Source organism: Psychrobacter sp. CX97, from assembly GCF_057396285.1.
Map to the genome: position 1 here is coordinate 48624 of NZ_JBXYJE010000001.1, position 17907 is coordinate 66530.

At 41.2% G+C, this 17907-nt stretch carries 15 protein-coding genes and 3 pseudogenes; 5 read left to right on the forward strand and 13 right to left on the reverse strand.

Annotated elements, in window-relative coordinates:
• From AC2SLL_RS00195 to AC2SLL_RS00255, 13 genes and pseudogenes are all read right to left on the reverse strand, one after another.
• The gene (locus AC2SLL_RS00195) at positions 1 to 1512 is read right to left on the reverse strand and encodes an SLC13 family permease (RefSeq protein WP_486529660.1); all 1512 of its coding nucleotides are present in this window, start codon (positions 1510 to 1512) and stop codon (positions 1 to 3) included.
• A 180-nt stretch (positions 1513 to 1692) separates the two neighbouring features.
• Entirely contained in the window at positions 1693 to 2517 is an 825-nt protein-coding gene (gene pcaD, locus AC2SLL_RS00200) for a 3-oxoadipate enol-lactonase (protein WP_486529661.1), read from the reverse strand.
• Between the two features lie 128 nt (positions 2518 to 2645).
• Positions 2646 to 3872, reverse strand: coding sequence for a 3-oxoadipyl-CoA thiolase (pcaF, locus tag AC2SLL_RS00205; RefSeq protein WP_486529662.1), 1227 nt, complete (start codon positions 3870 to 3872; stop codon positions 2646 to 2648).
• A gap of 100 nt (positions 3873 to 3972) precedes the next feature.
• Positions 3973 to 4632 (reverse strand): 3-oxoacid CoA-transferase subunit B, encoded by a 660-nt coding sequence (locus AC2SLL_RS00210; RefSeq protein ID WP_486529663.1) that lies wholly within the window; start codon positions 4630 to 4632, stop codon positions 3973 to 3975.
• Between the two features lie 28 nt (positions 4633 to 4660).
• Positions 4661 to 5320, reverse strand: coding sequence for a 3-oxoacid CoA-transferase subunit A (locus AC2SLL_RS00215; protein WP_486529664.1), 660 nt, complete (start codon positions 5318 to 5320; stop codon positions 4661 to 4663).
• 37 nt (positions 5321 to 5357) lie between these two features.
• Positions 5358 to 6149, reverse strand: a complete 792-nt coding sequence (locus AC2SLL_RS00220) for a 1,6-dihydroxycyclohexa-2,4-diene-1-carboxylate dehydrogenase (RefSeq protein ID WP_486529665.1) — start codon at positions 6147 to 6149, stop codon at positions 5358 to 5360.
• Positions 6150 to 6347: 198 nt separating this feature from the next.
• Positions 6348 to 7364: pseudogene (gene benC / locus AC2SLL_RS00225) on the reverse strand (benzoate 1,2-dioxygenase electron transfer component BenC).
• A gap of 48 nt (positions 7365 to 7412) precedes the next feature.
• Positions 7413 to 7937, reverse strand: coding sequence for a benzoate 1,2-dioxygenase small subunit (benB, locus tag AC2SLL_RS00230; RefSeq protein ID WP_486529666.1), 525 nt, complete (start codon positions 7935 to 7937; stop codon positions 7413 to 7415).
• A 149-nt stretch (positions 7938 to 8086) separates the two neighbouring features.
• The gene (gene benA / locus AC2SLL_RS00235; RefSeq protein ID WP_486529667.1) at positions 8087 to 9460 is read right to left on the reverse strand and encodes a benzoate 1,2-dioxygenase large subunit; all 1374 of its coding nucleotides are present in this window, start codon (positions 9458 to 9460) and stop codon (positions 8087 to 8089) included.
• A 245-nt stretch (positions 9461 to 9705) separates the two neighbouring features.
• The gene (catA, locus tag AC2SLL_RS00240) at positions 9706 to 10635 is read right to left on the reverse strand and encodes a catechol 1,2-dioxygenase (protein WP_486529668.1); all 930 of its coding nucleotides are present in this window, start codon (positions 10633 to 10635) and stop codon (positions 9706 to 9708) included.
• Positions 10636 to 10864: 229 nt separating this feature from the next.
• Positions 10865 to 11155: a muconolactone Delta-isomerase gene (gene catC / locus AC2SLL_RS00245; protein ID WP_486529669.1), complete on the reverse strand. Its 291-nt coding sequence runs from the start codon at positions 11153 to 11155 to the stop codon at positions 10865 to 10867.
• 91 nt (positions 11156 to 11246) lie between these two features.
• Positions 11247 to 11558, reverse strand: a pseudogene (locus AC2SLL_RS00250) (enolase C-terminal domain-like protein); the annotation flags it as partial.
• A 54-nt stretch (positions 11559 to 11612) separates the two neighbouring features.
• Positions 11613 to 11777 (reverse strand): annotated as a pseudogene (locus tag AC2SLL_RS00255) (hypothetical protein); the annotation flags it as partial.
• A gap of 176 nt (positions 11778 to 11953) precedes the next feature.
• On the opposite strand from AC2SLL_RS00255, the gene AC2SLL_RS00260 reads away from it, so the two are divergent.
• The 5 genes from AC2SLL_RS00260 to moaB all read left to right on the forward strand — a co-directional run bounded on the left by AC2SLL_RS00260 (position 11954) and on the right by moaB (position 17896).
• Entirely contained in the window at positions 11954 to 12871 is a 918-nt protein-coding gene (locus AC2SLL_RS00260; protein ID WP_486529670.1) for a LysR family transcriptional regulator, read from the forward strand.
• Positions 12872 to 13246: 375 nt separating this feature from the next.
• Positions 13247 to 13906 (forward strand): IS1595 family transposase, encoded by a 660-nt coding sequence (locus AC2SLL_RS00265; protein ID WP_486529671.1) that lies wholly within the window; start codon positions 13247 to 13249, stop codon positions 13904 to 13906.
• Between the two features lie 497 nt (positions 13907 to 14403).
• Positions 14404 to 15690, forward strand: coding sequence for a molybdopterin molybdotransferase MoeA (locus AC2SLL_RS00270; protein WP_486529672.1), 1287 nt, complete (start codon positions 14404 to 14406; stop codon positions 15688 to 15690).
• A gap of 459 nt (positions 15691 to 16149) precedes the next feature.
• The gene (gene moaA / locus AC2SLL_RS00275; RefSeq protein ID WP_486529900.1) at positions 16150 to 17193 is read left to right on the forward strand and encodes a GTP 3',8-cyclase MoaA; all 1044 of its coding nucleotides are present in this window, start codon (positions 16150 to 16152) and stop codon (positions 17191 to 17193) included.
• Between the two features lie 169 nt (positions 17194 to 17362).
• A complete protein-coding gene (gene moaB, locus AC2SLL_RS00280; RefSeq protein WP_486529673.1) occupies positions 17363 to 17896 on the forward strand; it encodes a molybdenum cofactor biosynthesis protein B in 534 nt (177 codons plus the stop codon).
• Positions 17897 to 17907: the final 11 nt, after the last annotated feature.

Sequence of the window (17907 nt, forward strand, 5' to 3'; positions counted from 1 at the left end):
TTATCTTCCTAAAACCATGGGTACAAGTGTTTGCACCATCACAAAAATAATGACTAAAGAAATTATGTTAAGCCATACACCTGCACGGACCATCTGCTTAATCGACACTTCACCTGAACCAAAAGCAACAGCATTTGATGGGGTTGCCACTGGCAGCATATAAGCGGAACATACTGATAAAGTCATTACGGCAGTCATAATCAATGGGTCAATTCCGACACCTACTGCAACGGCCCCCATAATCGGAAAAAAAGCGGCTGCTGTCGCTGTATTACTGGTTAACTCTGTTAAACCAAGCCCAACAATTGCCGCAACCATCGTAATAATAATAGGATGCAGATCACTTAGTGTCCCAACCTGAGTACCAATCCAGTCTGACAAACCGGTCATTGTAAAGGCTGCTGACAAGCTTAATCCACCTCCGAATAAAAGTAATAGACCCCAAGGTATATCTCTTGCAGCATCCCACGTCAGTAAAGCTATAGGTTTACCTTCATTATCTTTCTCTCCAGATGAAACAATAAAACAAGCAATACCTGCTGCCATTGCAACTTGAGAAGAGGAAATACCTGCTAGAAAGGGCAACAGATCATTCACAAAAGCAAGTTTTGAAATTAAAGGAACAAAAACCCAGAAAAATATAGCTGTTAAAAATATAATCCCAACCCTAGTTTCTGCTTTATTCATTGGTCCAAGAGTTAATATCTCTCTTCGGATTAAATTAGCCCCTCCCGGAAGCTCTTTTAAATCAGAGCGATATATGACTTTAGTTAATAAAAGCCATGCAATTAATAGCATAATTATGGCAAATGGAACACCTACCATCATCCACTCAGAAAAGCCAATAGTGTAATTTTGCTGTTCCTGTAGATAAGCGGCCATTAATGCTGTAGGTGGTTGACCAATCAGAGTAGCTGTAGAGCCAATAGTGACACCATAAGCAATACCCAGCATCAATGAGGCAGAAAACTTGTAATCATGATGAGCTTTATCTTGATTGTACTCTAGGTTTCTTACAAGCTTTAAAATTGATACACCAATTGGAACCATTATGACTGCTGTTGCCGTATTGGATATCCAAGCTGAAATAAAAGCTGACGATATCATCATCCCAAGAACAATTTGATCTGGTCTTGTTCCTACCATTTTGATAGTTAGAAGAGCAATTCGGCGATGTAAGTGGCTACGCTCTGTTGCAAGACCTAGAATAACACCACCCAAAACTAAGAAGATAACAGAATTCGCATAGGGTGCCGCCATTTCTGAAAAAGTACCGATGCCAAATAATGGGAAAAGAACAAGGGGTAACATTGATGTCACTGGGATAGGTATCGCTTCTGTCATCCACCAGATGGCCATTAATAAAGCGCACCCTGCTGCAGCTCTTCCAGAAAAAGATAAAGAATCCGGTAAAAGTAACATGAGAGCTAAGCCACTTATTAAGCCAATTAAGGCTTTAACATAATTTATTGTTTCAGTGTCTCTTTCTATTACATCACTTATATCGCTCATTCAGTCATCCTTAATTGCTATTATCTATTCCCTTAGTTGTCATAATTTTTTGTTGATATATTCTTTAGCTCATATCTTTGATTTTAATAAATATCTATAAAAGACAGTAGCGACATGTAGAGCTTATTATTCACTTGCAGAAGCTTTTAGTGTTTAAGTCTTTTAGTGCTTAAGTCATGATTAGCGGGTTATAAAACTCCTAATCAATGCGGTAAATTCTGCTTGAGCTTCGATATTAGCGATATGGGAAGCGGGCACGGTTGCCAACACTGCATTATCTCCAATATGATCTGCCAACCATGCTGCATCTTCAACTGTGGTCACTGGATCAAACTCGCCCCCAACGACTAAAGTTGGCACTGTGATCTGATTGACCTTATCACGCACATCAGCGTCGGCAAGTGCCTCGCAGCAATTGGCGTATCCATTTGCACTGCCTGCTTTCATCTGATTAACTAAGTTTTGCACGCTGTCAGGATGGCGATTGATAAAGTTTTCGCTAAACCAGCGTGACGGTGCTGACTCAGCCAAAGCATTTAACCCTTGCTCACGTACTTGATTAGCACGCATGTCCCAAGCGTCTTTTTGACCGATTTTAGCGGCTGTATTACTAACGATAATGTTATTAAATCGCTGACCGGCATAGATGCCGAGCCATTGACCCGTTAACCCGCCCATTGAGATGCCACAAAAGCTCGCTTTATCGATATTTAGATACTCTAAAATGGTAATCACATCTTTACCTAAGTCCGCAAGAGCCCAGCGTTGGTTGCTTTTATCGCCAGATGCACCATGCCCGCGAGTGTCGTAAGTTATGATATAAAAGTCTGATTGAAGGGCTTCGATTTGAGGTTGCCACATCTTAATATTGGTACCCAATGAGTTCGAGAAGATTAAAGCAGGATGAGACTTATCGCCATGCGTTTCAACGTTTAGAATGATGTCGTCATGGCTGGTAACTTTGTGAGTGGTCATTTTGTGAGCGGTCATTTTGTCAGTGGTCATAATCATACCTTTAATGTTTAAATCGATATAAAAGGTGCTATTAACGCTAAAAACTAATAAATGGAAGCTGATAAATAGAAGCTAATAAATAAAAACACAGCCGGTTAGGGCAGTAGGCGGTGTCGGTATTATACGCGCTCAATAATCATGGCGATGCCCTGACCGACACCAATACACATGGTGCATAACGCATAGCGTCCATTAGTACGAATAAGCTCATACATGGCCGTCGTGACAAGCCTTGCACCTGATGCGCCTAGCGGATGGCCTAATGCGATGGCACCGCCATTCGGGTTAACACGTGGGTCATCATCAGCCAATCCTAAGTCTCTCATCACGGCAAGGCCCTGCGATGCAAAGGCTTCATTGAGCTCTATGACGTCCATTTGATCAAGCGTCAAACCTGCCATCTGCAATACCTTTTTGCTGGCAGGGGCAGGCGCGAAACCCATGATTCGGGGTTCAACCCCTGCGGTTGCCATGGCGATAATTTTTGCTTTTGGAGTTAATCCGTTGGCCTCAGCAGCGGCTTTAGAGGCAATCAGTAAGGCACACGCACCGTCATTGACGCCAGATGCATTACCGGCAGTTATAGTACCGTCTGCCTTAACAAAGGGTTTGAGTTTGGTTAAGGCTTCTAGGGTAGTGTTTGGGCGCGGGTGCTCATCTGTATCGACAACAATGTCATCGCCTTTGCGCTGAGGGATGGTCACGGGTGTAATCTCAGTTTTCAAAACACCGGACTGTAGAGCGGCAGCCGCTTTTTGTTGGCTCAATAAGGCGAATTTATCTTGATCTTCACGGCTGACCTTAAAGTCTTCGGCCACATTCTCCGCCGTTTCAGGCATGCTATCAACTCCATACATCTTCTTCATTTTTGGATTGATAAAACGCCAGCCGATAGTGGTATCTTCAACTTTACTGTCTCGGCTAAATGCTTTGGTCGCTTTGGGCATGACAAAGGGTGAACGTGACATGCTCTCCACACCCCCTGCTATTAGAAGCGCTTGCTCACCTGACTTAATTGCTCGAGCAGCGATACCGATACTATCCATCCCAGAACCACAAAGCCTATTGATTGTATTACCCGTTACTTCAACTGGCAGACCCGCTAACAACGCCGCCATACGAGCAACGTTTCTATTGTCTTCGCCTGCTTGGTTTGCACAGCCATAAACGACATCATCAACACGAGTCCAATCCACAGTAGGATTACGGTCAATCAGTGCTTTAATAGGGATGGCGCCGAGATCATCCGCTCGGATGCTAGACAGACTGCCACCGTAACGACCAAAAGGTGTGCGGATAGCATCACAGATATAGGCTTCAATAGGCTGGGCATCGGCTTGGGTCATAAAACCTCCTTGTTTTTAAGATATTTAAGTTATTTAAGATATTTAAGTGATTTAAGCTATCTATTTGATTTATTTAAGTTGTTGCAGAAATACGAGTTATTTAATTTTTAAGTGATTCATTTAAACTGAGTGGTGCATCCGTCATGCTTTGCAGCTCATCAAAGGTTAGTCCTTCTATCATATCGATTACTTTAAGCCCTTCATCGGTCACTTGAATCGTAGCGTATTCGGTATAGATACGATCAATACAGCCTAAGCCTGTGACTGGGAATGTTAGGTTTTTAACAATTTTTGGGTGCCCTTTTTTGGTTTGATGGGTCATCATGACATAGACTTTTTTAGCGCCGACTGCCAAGTCCATCGCACCGCCAACAGCGGGAATGGCCCCTTCTTTACCTGTACTCCAGTTAGCAATGTCACCATTTTCTGCGACTTGGTAAGCCCCTAATACGCATAAATCGATGTGACCACCTCGCATCATGGCAAAAGAGTCAGCGTGATGAAAAAAGCTGCCGCCACGTAATAGTGTGACGTACTGTTTACCAGCATTGATAAGATCTTCATCTTGTTCTAGCTCGGAGGGGGCAGGGCCCATGCCTAACAAACCATTTTCACTGTGCAAAAAATAGTCTTTATCTTCAGGTAAATAGTTGGCAATCTGGGTCGGTAGACCTATGCCTAAATTCACATACCAGCCCTCGGGTATATCACGAGCGACGGCCTGTGCCATCTCTTCTTGGCTTCGGGGAGTAAAGCTCATTTGGAAACTCCTTATATAAGGTTAAACGCTATATTTGAACGATATGCTGAACAAAGATACCGGGTGTAATAATGTGTTCGGGGTCTAAATCCCCAAGCATGACCGTTTCTTGCACTTGAGCAATAGTGATATCTGCCGCCATGGCCATAATTGGTCCAAAGTTTCGGCCTGTCTTACGATAAACCAAATTACCCCAACGGTCACCTTTATACGCTTTAATCAGTGCGACATCAGCCTTTAACGGATATTCCAGTACATAGTGTTTACCATCAATTTCTCGGGTTTCTTTACCCTCAGCTAGGAGGGTTCCATAACCCGTCGGGGTGTAAATCGCACCTAAACCCGAGCCTGCTGCCTGTATTCGACAGGCTAGATTGCCTTGGGGAACTAATTCAAGTTTAATTTTTCCTGCCAGATATAACTCATCAAAGACAAAGGAGTCATGTTGGCGAGGAAATGAACAAATCATTTTATCTACTTGTCCGGCCTTCAATAAAGCGGCCAGCCCATGTGTACCATTACCGGCATTGTTACTGATTATGGTTAGGTTTTTAGCACCATGCTGAATGAGTGCGTCAATGAGCTCTGCAGGCTGACCAGCATTGCCAAAGCCGCCTATCATAACTGTGTCACCATCTTTTATGTGGCGGATGGCCTCATCGATGTTTAGCTCGGTTTTATTAATCATTATTAAGTCCTTTTGTATAGCACACCCATGTATTGGGTTATGCGCCCATGCCTTTATCCCCACCACCTACGGGAAGTATAGTGCCTGTAATATAACTGGCTTGATCGGATGCTAAAAATAAAATAGCATTCACTTGTTCATCAATTGTGCCATAGCGTTTCATTAAAGTAGAGTCAATAGTTTGATCAACGATTTGTTGATACCAAACTTTTTCATCTTCTGTCAAAGGGTTAGGGTTACGAGGTATTTTTCTTGGTGGCGCTTCTGTCCCCCCTGTTGCTATAGCATTTACCCGAATATTATCCCCAGCGTGCTCTAATGCCAGACTTATAGTCATGGCATTTACCGCACCTTTTGCCGCAGAATACGGAATCCGGTTAATACCTCGGGTGGCAATGGATGAGATATTGACGATAGACCCACTGCCTTGAGCGATCATTTGAGGTAATACCGCTCGGCATCCCCACAGCGTTGGGTATAAAGAGCGATTTATCTCTTTTACAATTTCATCCTCCTGATAATGCTGAAAAGGCTTAGCCCATATTGTTCCACCCACGTTATGGATGGCCACATTAACTTGACCAAAGTGCTCGACGGCTGCGTCAATTACACTTTTTGCCCCATCAAAGGTTTCTAAGTCAGCGGTTACCACAATAACATCTGTACCTTGAGACTTAATGTCATCAGCTACTTCATGAATGAGCTCGCTACGGTCTGCTAAAACCAACTTACCGCCTTCTGTTGCAATAGCACGGGCTACTCCTTCTCCAATTCCTTGAGCTGCGCCTGTAACAATGCAAACCTTATCATTAAAACGCATATTTTCCATGTCGTTACCTACCTTATCGCTACCTACTTTGTCGTTACCTACTTTGTCATTACCTACCTTGATATCCGAGTTACCTTTATCGTGACAGTCTTTAGCCTATTGGCCTGTATCGTAATAGCTTTTATCCCAGTTACTTTTATTGTTTATCTCGGTTACTGTTTATTTCAGTTACTGTTATCTAGCCTTAAGTTGTGCCTGTTACTGTTCGCTGGGCGTGAACTTCTCATAATAAAAGTTGGCAGGTTCGATACCTTGGGTGTCCAGCCACCCACTGACAGCATTTACCATTGGCATAGGACCACATAGATAGATATCCACATTACCTCAGTTGAGCCATTGATCTTCAATATGAGAGGTCACATAACCTTTGTGTTCATGATTACTTAAGTCGCTAGCGACATAAGTGCGATAGTCAAACCAGCTGTGATTGGCTTTTACCTCATCTAAATTTTGAAGCGCCACTAAGTCTTCGTCATTTGTCACACCATAAATGAGATTAATAGGGTAGTGAGCACCGGTTACCTCTAAGCTTTTTAACATAGATAAAAACGGTGCAATGCCAGTACCACCTGCTAAAAATAGGGCGGGACGGGTTATGGGTCGTAAATAAAAGCTACCATAAGGCCCGATAAAGCTCATATCCTGACCAACTTGCGCAGCTTTAGATAAAAACGTGCTCATTTTGCCATTTGGGATGTTTCTAACAACAAACTCAGCCTGATCGCTATTGGGTGCTGAGCTAAAAGAATAGGATCTGGTCTCGTTCGTTCCTGGTAAGGATACATTCACGTATTGTCCCGGCAGAAAGGTCATATCTTCTGGGTTATCTAGTTTGATTGAGAAGTGAATTGTGGTATCAGATAACTTATTAACTGAGCTTAAACTCCCCTTAAAGCTACCTTGATCAACCTTACAAGCTTGTGATGAGGTAGGGACTTTAATGACACAATCAGACTCTGGAATCATTTGGCACGTCAAAACATAGCTTTGATCTGCCTCCTCTGAAGTCAAGGCTTCATCGATATACATATCTGGATGCATATCATATTTACCTGACTCACAGTGACAGCGGCAAGTGCCGCAAGCCCCATCAAGACAATCCACAGGGATATTAAATTTTTGGCGATAGGCAGCTTCTGCTACGGTTTCATCATCTGCACATTTAATGAACCCGGTCACACCATCTTCAAACTGCAAAGCAATACTATATTCCATGAGCTGGTCCTCATTTTTGAACTTGAATGGTATGTCGTCAGTTAAATCCTAAATGTGGTAGACATCAATAATTTGATGGACATAATCGTCTTTAAGCACTACATACTTATCCAAAATCTTAGGACTCTCCCTAGTCATATCAATTTTGTATTTTGAAAACCCCCAATAAGTGTTCGTTTGATTATAACGAAATGACTTATTTAACCAGTTAAATCTGACCGATACGATACCTTGATTGTCGTCAAGCACTTCAATATTAGAAAGAGTATGTAAGGTACGCGTATCTGGGATTGTGGCAGAAGAGCGTTCTGTTTCAATACGGAACACACGATCTTCTAGACCACTGCGATCTGGATAATAAATGAGTGAAATTTCGCGATTGGGGTCACTTATCAACTCGCCATCATCATCCCAACTGGGCATCCAAAATGGACAGCTTTCATCGTAGCAATCTAACCACTCTTCCCAGTTTTTCTCATCCAGTAGACGGGCTTCTCTATATAAAAATTGGCGTATCTTTTCAATCTGTAACACACTGTCAATATTTACAATTCCGTTATTTATGGTGTCCATCGTCGTATAGTCCTTCATAAACTTGCTGTTGTACTTAAGCGAACGTCGCACTATTATGTTTAGCTATGCAGCTATGCAGCTATGCAGCTATGCAGCTATGCAGCTATGCAGCTATGTATCGTATCGGCCGTTTATGTTTCGGCTAAGCGCTAAGAGTTTAATTCACGCTCTTTGAGAAGCGCCTTCTTCATAACCTCTTGCCAATAACCGTGTTGAATGGTATATAACCCTTCATCTTCGGTTTTAACACCACTTAATATTGGTTTAAGATTAATGGTTTCGGCAGCGGCGTCAGCACCCGTTATCCAGTGTTCAGAACCTCTACACATATCATTCCATTCGAGTTTAATGGCGTTATAACCTTCTTGGCATGAGCGAAACTCCTCTAAGTCATCTGGTGTTGCCATACCACTCACATTAAAGAAATCTTCATATTGGCGAATCCTTCTTGCACGTGATTCATCACTTTCGCCTTTAGGGGCAATACACCAGATAGTGACTTCTGTTTTATCGACAGCCAGCGGTCTTAACATACGGATTTGTGAACTAAACTGATCCATTAAGTAGACGTTAGGGTATAAGCATAAGTTTCTTGAACGGCCAATCATCCAATCTGCCATTGCTTCGCCATATTTGGCAATATAGTCATCACGATATACATAATTTGGGCGATCTTGAGGGTTTTCCCACTGGGTCCATAAAAGCAGATGCCCATTTTCAAATGAGTAGAATCCGCCTCCTTGACGCCCCCACTTACCAGCGTTCATCGCTTTGATCTTATCTTCTTTAACGGCTTCTTGTTCCTTACGGCGCGCAGTCGTGGCTGCATAATTCCAGTGCACGGCAGACACATGATAACCATCTGCGCCATTCTCCGCTTGCAGCTTCCAGTTGCCATCGAAGGTGTAAGTTGATGTACCTCTTAATACTTCTAGACCTTCATCTGATTGAGTAACAATCATATCTATAATTTTTGCAGATTCGCCTAGCCACTGTTCAATAGGCTGAACATCATCATTTAAGCTGGCAAATAAAAACCCTTTATAATTAGCAAGTTTGACCTGCTTTAAGTCATGTGACCCCTCTTTATTGAAGCACTCTGGGTAACCTGCATCACGTGGGTCTTTTACTTTGAGTAGTTTTCCTGAATTATTAAAGGTCCAACCGTGGAATGGACATGTATAGGTCGCCTTATTGCCCTTTTTATGGCGGCATAACTGAGCACCACGGTGTGAGCAGGCATTAATCATACAATGCAACTCGCCTTCTTTATTGCGGGCAACAATGACTGGTTGTCGACCAATATATGAAGTATAGTAATCATTATTATTTGGAATCTGGCTTTCGTGAGCAAGATATACCCAATTACCCTCAAAGATATATTTCATTTCAAGCTCAAAAAGCGCTTCATTAGTAAAGGCACTACGGTGCAAGCGATATATGCCTTTATCATGATCTTCAACTAAAAAATCATCAATTTTAATCTCTGATCCTTCAGGAACAATATCTATACGCTGTTGCATAATCTACTTCCTTTGTAATGTTTGGCTGAAATTTTAGACAAATGCTTTTGAACTAAGTTTGATATATAACTTAGTTTGATATTAGGTAATCAATTTAATAGGTTGTACGTGAGAAATTATCTATTATCTGTTGACTCTGTCGTCTGGAATATCTTGAATAAGCCTAATAGATCTCAAGCAGGGCTATTAGGCTTTAGTTATCAGACAACATTTATAGATACAAATATAAATATAGATACGAAAGGTTAAGCTTGTGCGCGTCGACGCTTAACCTCAGCACCTTGTACCGGTACGTCGATATCTTTAACCAAATGGAAGTCAAAATCGATGCTGGCGTAGGGCTTATCTAAGCCTTTTTCTTTTAGCTTTTCAGCATCGTCAATCATCTTGATTTCTGGCACTAAGCCTTCACGGCTCGCAAAAGCAAAGTCATCCCATAGATACTCATCACCATCAATGTTAATTTGGGTGGTTAGTTTGCGATGACCCTCTGCTGTGGCAAAGAAGTGAATGTGTGCTGGACGATGGCCATGACGACCTAAAGCATCTAAAAGCTTTTTGGTCATGCCTTCTTCTGGTACGGAGTAGCCTAGTGGTACGATGCTACGGAAACCATAATTGCCGTTTTCATCAGTAATAATGGTGCGACGAAGGTTAAAGTCAGACTGCGACTCATCAAAGAAGGAGTAGTTGCCTAGGCTGTTGGCGTGCCATACTTCAACCTTAGCATTTGGAAGAGGTTTTCCATCTTCGCCATAAACCGTGCCTTGCATGAATAATACAGTGCCATTCTCAAGGTCTGTCCCGTCATCAAGGCGCGCAAATCCTTTTTCTACAGGAGCGCCCGCTACATACAAAGGCCCTTCAATAGTACGAATCGTACCCCCTTCTGGGTCTAGACCTGCCTCTTTCATGTCTTCTTCAATCAATAAGTCCATAAAATGGTCTAAGCCTAAACCTGGCGACAACAAACCCGCTTCTTTACCTAGGTCCGCAAAGTATTCCACACCCGCCCAATACTCATCAGCAGTAATTTTTAGATCATTAATGGCCTGCATGAGGTCGGTTAATAAACGTAGTGTAATCTCTTGAACACGCGGATTCACTTGTTCTGGATAATCAATTTTCCCTTTAACGAACTTTTCTGCTAGCGCTTCAATTTGCTGGCGTTCCATGTCTTTCTCCTTGTGGTAACCACTTTAGTTAAATCGTATTGAAAATGAGTACTCAATACTTCGCTTGTAAGTTAACTTTAAACGTTACAGCTGGGTGGCATACAGCCCTTTTTCCACACCAATTCTGTTAGTTATTTCAATGTTATCGGTAAGCTGAAATCAATGGATGATTAAAAACTTAAAATTACTCTTTTAATAATTTAACAATAGGTAAAATTACTTCCTATCTTTAGCTATCATCGTCACGAATTGAAGAGGGATGGCGTAACAGGGGTGTTACCTCTACCTTCATGAACGGGTATAAAGGCAGTGACATCATAATTTCATGCAACTCTTCATTACTATCAACATCGAAGATACTAAAATTAGAATATTCACCAGCCAAACGCCAGATATGTCTCCACTTTCCTTGTTGTTGTAGCTTTTGTGACAGTGCCTTTTCTTCAGCTTTAAGCTGTGCCACTTTCTCTGCATCCATTGTTGTTGGTATTAAAACGTCCATACGTACGTGATATAACATATCGATCTCCTTTTAGCGGTCATTTACAGTTCAATATAAGCGTTTGTTTAGTTTAAAGGCCTATTGTTTTGGTTGCCATTATGGGCCAGCTTCAAAGGTTGGCCTGTTGTGCCAATCTGTAAACTTTTTCCTTATCGACATCAATACCAAGCCCCGGGGTGTTAGGGATGTTTAAACCAAATTCCTTATAATCCAGTGGCGTTTTGAGAATGCTTTCGGTTAATAAAAGCGGTCCAAACAGTTCGGTATCAAAGGCAAGAGAAGGAAATGTTGAAAAAGCATGAGCAGAAGCAATAGTGCCAATAGGCCCTTCTAGCATCGTGCCACCATATAAATCTATGCCCGACATCGTGGCTATTTGACCAATTAAACAGGCATTTTTAAGGCCACTATTGGTTTTGATACTATGCGGGCTTTCTTCAGCATAACTAAGTCCGCCGATAGTTGTGGCTTCTCCCCAACCTTCAAAACCATCATTGGTCTGGATATGTACCAACACTAAAACTTGTTCATTCATGACCGTACACGATAATTTATGAGCGCGTATAGTGGGTACAGCACAAGTAAGGTGTTTATAGATTGAATGTTCACTTTGGCATCCTTGCAACTGAATAAGTATCATATTAGATGCGATACTAGGTGTGATAAAAGTCCTTTTATTAATACCTACTATAGATATTACTAGTATGGTTGTCTAAGACTTATTTTAGTAACATAATATACCTTTTAGGTATAATGCAGCGGTCTAAAAATCTAATATTTACTGTTTAGTCCACTTTTAAGATAAAGGATAGCCGTATGGAGCTACGACACTTACGTTATTTTGTTGCTGTGGCTGAATGTAAAAGCTTTAATGCAGCCGCTAAGAGGTTATATATCTCACAGCCACCATTGAGTCGCCAGATTAAACAGTTAGAAGACGAAATGGGCATTGAGCTGATTAGTCGTAGTCAAAGACCTTTGCAATTAACAGAAGCTGGGGAGTTTGTTTATGAACATGCGGTACAAATATTGGCTAAAGCAGACAATTTGAAAAGTATGACGGCACGCATGGCTAATTTTGATAAGACCATCTCAATTGGTTTTGTCTCTTCCATACTCTCAGGTTTTTTGCCAAAGGTTATTGGATCTTTTAGAGCACACTACCCAAATGTGCAAGTAAAGTTGCATGAGCTGAATTCATTTGAGCAAACTGAGGCATTAAAAGAAGGGGTAATAGATGTGGGTTATGGTCGACTCAGATTAGAAGATACCTCGGTTAGACGAATTTTATTGCGCAAAGAAAAATTAGTAGCGGCTGTACCCTCAAGCCATCATTTAGCAAATAACCCTAAACGAAAATTAGCGTTATCAGAGCTGGTTAACGAACCACTTCTTTTATATCCCCGTAAACCAAGACCCAGTTTTATGGATCAAGTTTTAGAGTTATTTGAGCAAAGACAATTTACCCCTAAGTTTTATAAAGAGGTTCGGGAGCTACAAATTGTATTGGGTCTGGTTGCTGCTGGAGAAGGGGTGGCGCTTGTACCAGAAACAGTGAACCATGTGCGTAGTACTGAGATACAGTACATGTCTTTTGTCGATGAACAGATTACATCCCCGGTTATGATGAATGTACGCCACTTTGATAAATCAGAATTGCTGACTACCCTACTTGATGTGACTTATGAGAACTATGACAAATATGGTTTTATCTATCAAAGGCAGTATATCTAGGACAGTACAAGTAGGACAGTACAAGTAGGACAGTACAAGTAGGACATATCAATCGACCCCTGTTTTTTTAAGGGCATGTTTAAGCACATGCGTTTGACATATTGGTTATTCGCTATTTAGTACAGTAGTAATATTCAATAATATAGGTAGGATTATTACCTCTCAACTAGCTCAATGATAGTCACACCTTAAGTATTCTAATTTCAAAAATCTTGTTATTTCTAAAATGGAAAAAAAGCTGATACCTCTGAAATAGATTTGTTTATAACCGCTTATTAAATGGACTGTTTAAAACAGCTGATACTCTCATTTAATGTCCCATTTGTAAATATTCAAGGCTCTAGACTAGCAGGAACCATCTGATAGACTTGAAACATGAACTATAACAGTAAGTTAAGTCAATATAAGATTAAAAAAATCATAAAATGTTTTAGCATTGATATTGACGCTACTAAAACTGCTTTATTGCTTCATATAAATCGTAACACCATTAACCGCTGGTATGGTATTTTTAGACAAGAGATTTATGAGTATCAAGTGAATCAAAAGAATCTCTTATACGGCTCTATCGAAGTTGACGAGTCATACTTTGGTGCTAAACGTCAACGCGGCTATCACGGCAAACTAAAACGTGGTCGTGGTACGTTAAAACAGCCTGTCTTTGGAGTATTTGAGAGACAAGGTCGTGTCTACACTGAAATAGTACCAGACTGCAAGAAAGCCACATTACAAGCGGTTATCAAAGGTAAAGTCGAACTCGATAGCGTTATTTACTCTGATGGTTGGCGTGGCTACAACGGTTTAGTTAATGTAGGCTATGCCAAGCATTTTAGAGTACATCATGGATCTAATGAGTTTGCACGTGGTACTTGTCATATAAACGGTATTGAGTCTTTTTGGAGCTTTACCAAACGTAGGCTAGCTAAGTTTAATGGTGTGACTGCTAATTTCGAGCTTCACTTAAAAGAGTGTGAGTGGCGGTGGAATCAAGATGTTGATGATCTACAGCGCCAGCTTTGCAACTTGATTAAGTGATTTATTTTAACCTTTGCTAGTCTAGAGCCAAACCAATTATAATAAAAATTTTACCTTCGGCTGTATATTGAATTCAATTTAAATTTATAGTCACAGAACTCTAAAATGGGTACAAGGCAGATAGGCGAAAACTGTACAAATAGTAAGTTGAGCGAGTCTAAAAACGTAGCCGTTTAGTGGTTCTTTGACTATACTACAAGGCGATCGAGTGTAAGCAACTACTTATTAAGAAGTAGGCTTAACAAGGTTTAGCCGAGATGACATAAGCTGAAAAATCAGATGAATGTATAACTTAGGTCGTACTAACAGGTATAAAAGGGCTGTTAGGGAGGATGGTTAAGCTTTAATGACAGTATAACCAGCAGTAACTTTATCTGCATGCCCCGTTTTCTGTAATATTTACAATCGCTTATTAGTCCAAGTTAGCCTATAAATGGTAGACTAAATAGCTGAGAATATATTGGATAGCTATAAGATTTTTTAAAGAGAGTTTCGTGATGATTACTGTGACCGAGCTAAAAGCCGCTATTACTGACCGTGTTATCACATACAATGAGACGGATTTTCCGTTAGTCAATAGACCAACCGAAACCCGTGATTTGCTAGCCAGTCAAAACCATATTTTAGCGACAGCGGTGGTTGCTGATTTTGATGTTCCTCGTCAAAATTTATCGGCTATGGACGGTTATGCTATCGCTATAGGCAGTGTAATTGAGAAAGGTGCAGACATTGAGATTGTAGGCGAGTCGCAGGCAGGGGCACCTTATATAGGGGATCTAAAAGCTGGGCAGGGCGTACGCATTTTTACCGGTGCCGTAGTACCGAGTAGTTGTGATACGGTAGTCATGCAAGAAAATACAAACTTTTCCGATATTAAACACAGTATCGATAAGTCACAAGCCTATGCGATTGAGCTGACCACAACGGTGTCTATTGATAAAAATATTCGCAAACAAGGTGAAGAGATTCAGCGCGGCGAAGTGGTTTTACATCCCGGTAAACGCCTTAATCCAGCAGATATTAGCTTATTGGCGAACTTAGGAGTGGCAAAAGTAGAGATCTACAAGCCATTGGTTGTAGGTATTGTAGCAACTGGTAATGAGCTGGTGGCTGTGGGCATGCCGTTAGAGACGACTGCGCAAATTTATAATTCCAATACCCCGACGCTTAAAAGTATGCTGGCGCAATTGCCGATAGAAATTAATGATTATGGGATTATTCCGGATAATTTAGAGATGACTCGCAAAGCGATACAGACTGCGATGCAAGAGTGTAATGTGGTGCTATCTACCGCTGGCGTATCGGTTGGTGATTATGACTTTTTAACCACAGTAATCGAAGAGCTGGGACAGATTAATCATTACAAGGTGGCAATGAAACCTGGTAAGCCATTTGTGTTTGGGGAGCTATCAAAGGACTTGAACATACCTACACTATACTTTGGGCTACCAGGTAACCCGCTCTCGACAGTGGTCGGTATGCTACAGTTTATTATGCCGACTTTATGGCGCTTGTCTGGCGCTAATGAGGCTGATATTCCCCAGTCTTTATCCGTGCTAGCGAGACTGGGTAAGGATGTGAGGAAGTCGCCTGGGCGCACCGATTTTCAGCGTGGTATCTTAGAGAAAAAGCATGGTGCTTATGTGGTTATACCGGCTGGCAAACAAGACTCACACAGGATTAAGCAATTAAGCTTTGCTAACTGTTTGATTGTGTTAGCGCAAGAGATGGGTAATCTTTCTGCTGGAGAAGAGGTAGAAGTGGTGCCTCTACCTTGGTCTTAAATATGGGTTTTCGACGATAGGGGTCTTAGGTAATATGGGCTATTGGACAATAGGGAGTTTAAACGATTAAAGTTTAAATGACACGGGTTTTAAGACAGTATGAATTGTTTTAAAACCATCAGCTTAATGTTCTCTTAATTACAAAGTCCTATTAAGCTCAAAGTCCTACTCATAAGGGTTTTAATTTTCAAGATATCTCTTAATATGGGAGTATCGAAGTATAGTTATAGCAAATACTTATCAGATATTTAACTGCTATAATGATAGTTTAGTTTAAGAATGTTCAACACGGCTAAAGATTACATTTTTAGTTCACAACTTGAGGCAACGCTTAACGCACACTAATAAGTTAACACACGGTAATCAAATATGAACCATCTTACTTCGACGCTGGGCAGTGCGCAATTGTACTTGCCTGAATTCAACGAACCACTATTTGATGGTCCTATTAATAAAACCATGGGTAAATTAACTCATAAAGCGGTTAATATATCTTCTAAACAACAACCTATATCCCCTGCTCATGACAGCACACTAACCGATGGTTTCTCCCGTCGTCTTACCTACTTGCGTCTATCTATCACTGATTTCTGTAATTTCCGTTGTGGCTATTGTTTGCCCGAAGGGTATCAAGGTCGCCGACCTGATAACGAGTTGACTCACAGTGAAATTGAAACGCTTATCCAAGCCTTTGCTAAAGTGGGTACGAAAAAAGTACGTCTCACTGGTGGAGAGCCCTCCATTCGCAAAGATGTGACTGAGATTATTGATGTGGTAAAAGCAACCTCAGGCATCGAAAAGGTAGCGATGACCAGTAATGGTTATAAACTGGGTAAACATATTGCAAACTGGCAACATGCTGGACTAAATCAGTTAAACATCAGCATAGATAGCTTTGACCCCGCCACTTTTAAACAAATGACAGGGTTTGGTATATTACCCCAGCTATTAAGGGATATAGATACGTTGCTTGAAACGACCGATATCAAGTTAAAGCTAAACGGTATCTTGATGGAAAGCACTGCTTATGACACGTTAATCTCGGCATTGGACTATGTTAAAACGCGGCCAATAACCTATCGTTTTATTGAGTTTATGCAGACCAGTGATAACCGTGATTTATTTTTTGCCCAGCACGCCCAATCGACTTTAATTACTAATTATTTGATAAACAACGGATGGACTGCTCAAGATAGAGGGTTGACCGATGGGCCCGCCATAGAATATAGCCATCCTGATTATATAGGCCGGATTGGGATGATTGCACCTTATGCCCCGCATTTTTGTGACAGCTGTAACCGCTTACGAGTCAGTAGTCTTGGTAAGATTCATCTGTGTTTATTTGATCAAGGCAGTTATGATGTTCGAGACTATCTACAACGCCAAGATGTGAATGGACTTATTGAAGTACTACACGGGTTGATGCCTATTAAGCCAGAACATCATCATCTTGCTGAAGCGAATAGTGGCATTATGAATAATTTGTCGATGATAGGGGGGTAAGGCTTATCTTGACAGTAAGCCGCTATTGATAGTTATGAAGATGATAGTTATGAAGAGATTAGCGGCGAATATGAAAGATGAGAAGCGTTATTTGTTTAAAAATTGCGACAATAAGCTCTGTATAACTCAAAAAATAATATACTCTACATTCTTTTTTTAAGGTTAGATTATGTCAAAAGAAAAAGCGTTTATCCCATTAAATATTGCGGTTTTAACCGTGTCTGATAGTCGTAGTTTGAGAGAGGATGCATCGGGTCAATACTTAGCCGATGAGGTAACCAAAGCGGGGCACATACTAGCTGAACGTGAACTTACAACTGATGATATCTATCAAATTAGAGCGGTTATTAGCAAATGGGTGGCAGATCCCCAAATTCATGCTGTGATTACAACAGGAGGTACGGGCTTTTATATCCGTGACAGCATCCCAGAAGCAGTCAGTGTGTTATTTGATAAAACGGTTGATGGTTTTGGTGAGATGTTCCGTTTGATTTCAAAAGATGATATCGGTATGTCTACTATTCAGTCTCGGGCAATTGCTGGCATGGCGAATAATACCGTTATTTTCTGTCTACCAGGCTCAGGCGGAGCGTGTCGCACTGGATGGGATAAGATTATCAAAGAGCAGCTCGATAGCCGAACGCGCCCTTGTAATTTTGTGCCGCATTTAATGCGTATTAATCCAACTCATGATCACGACTAACCTAGGTTCGT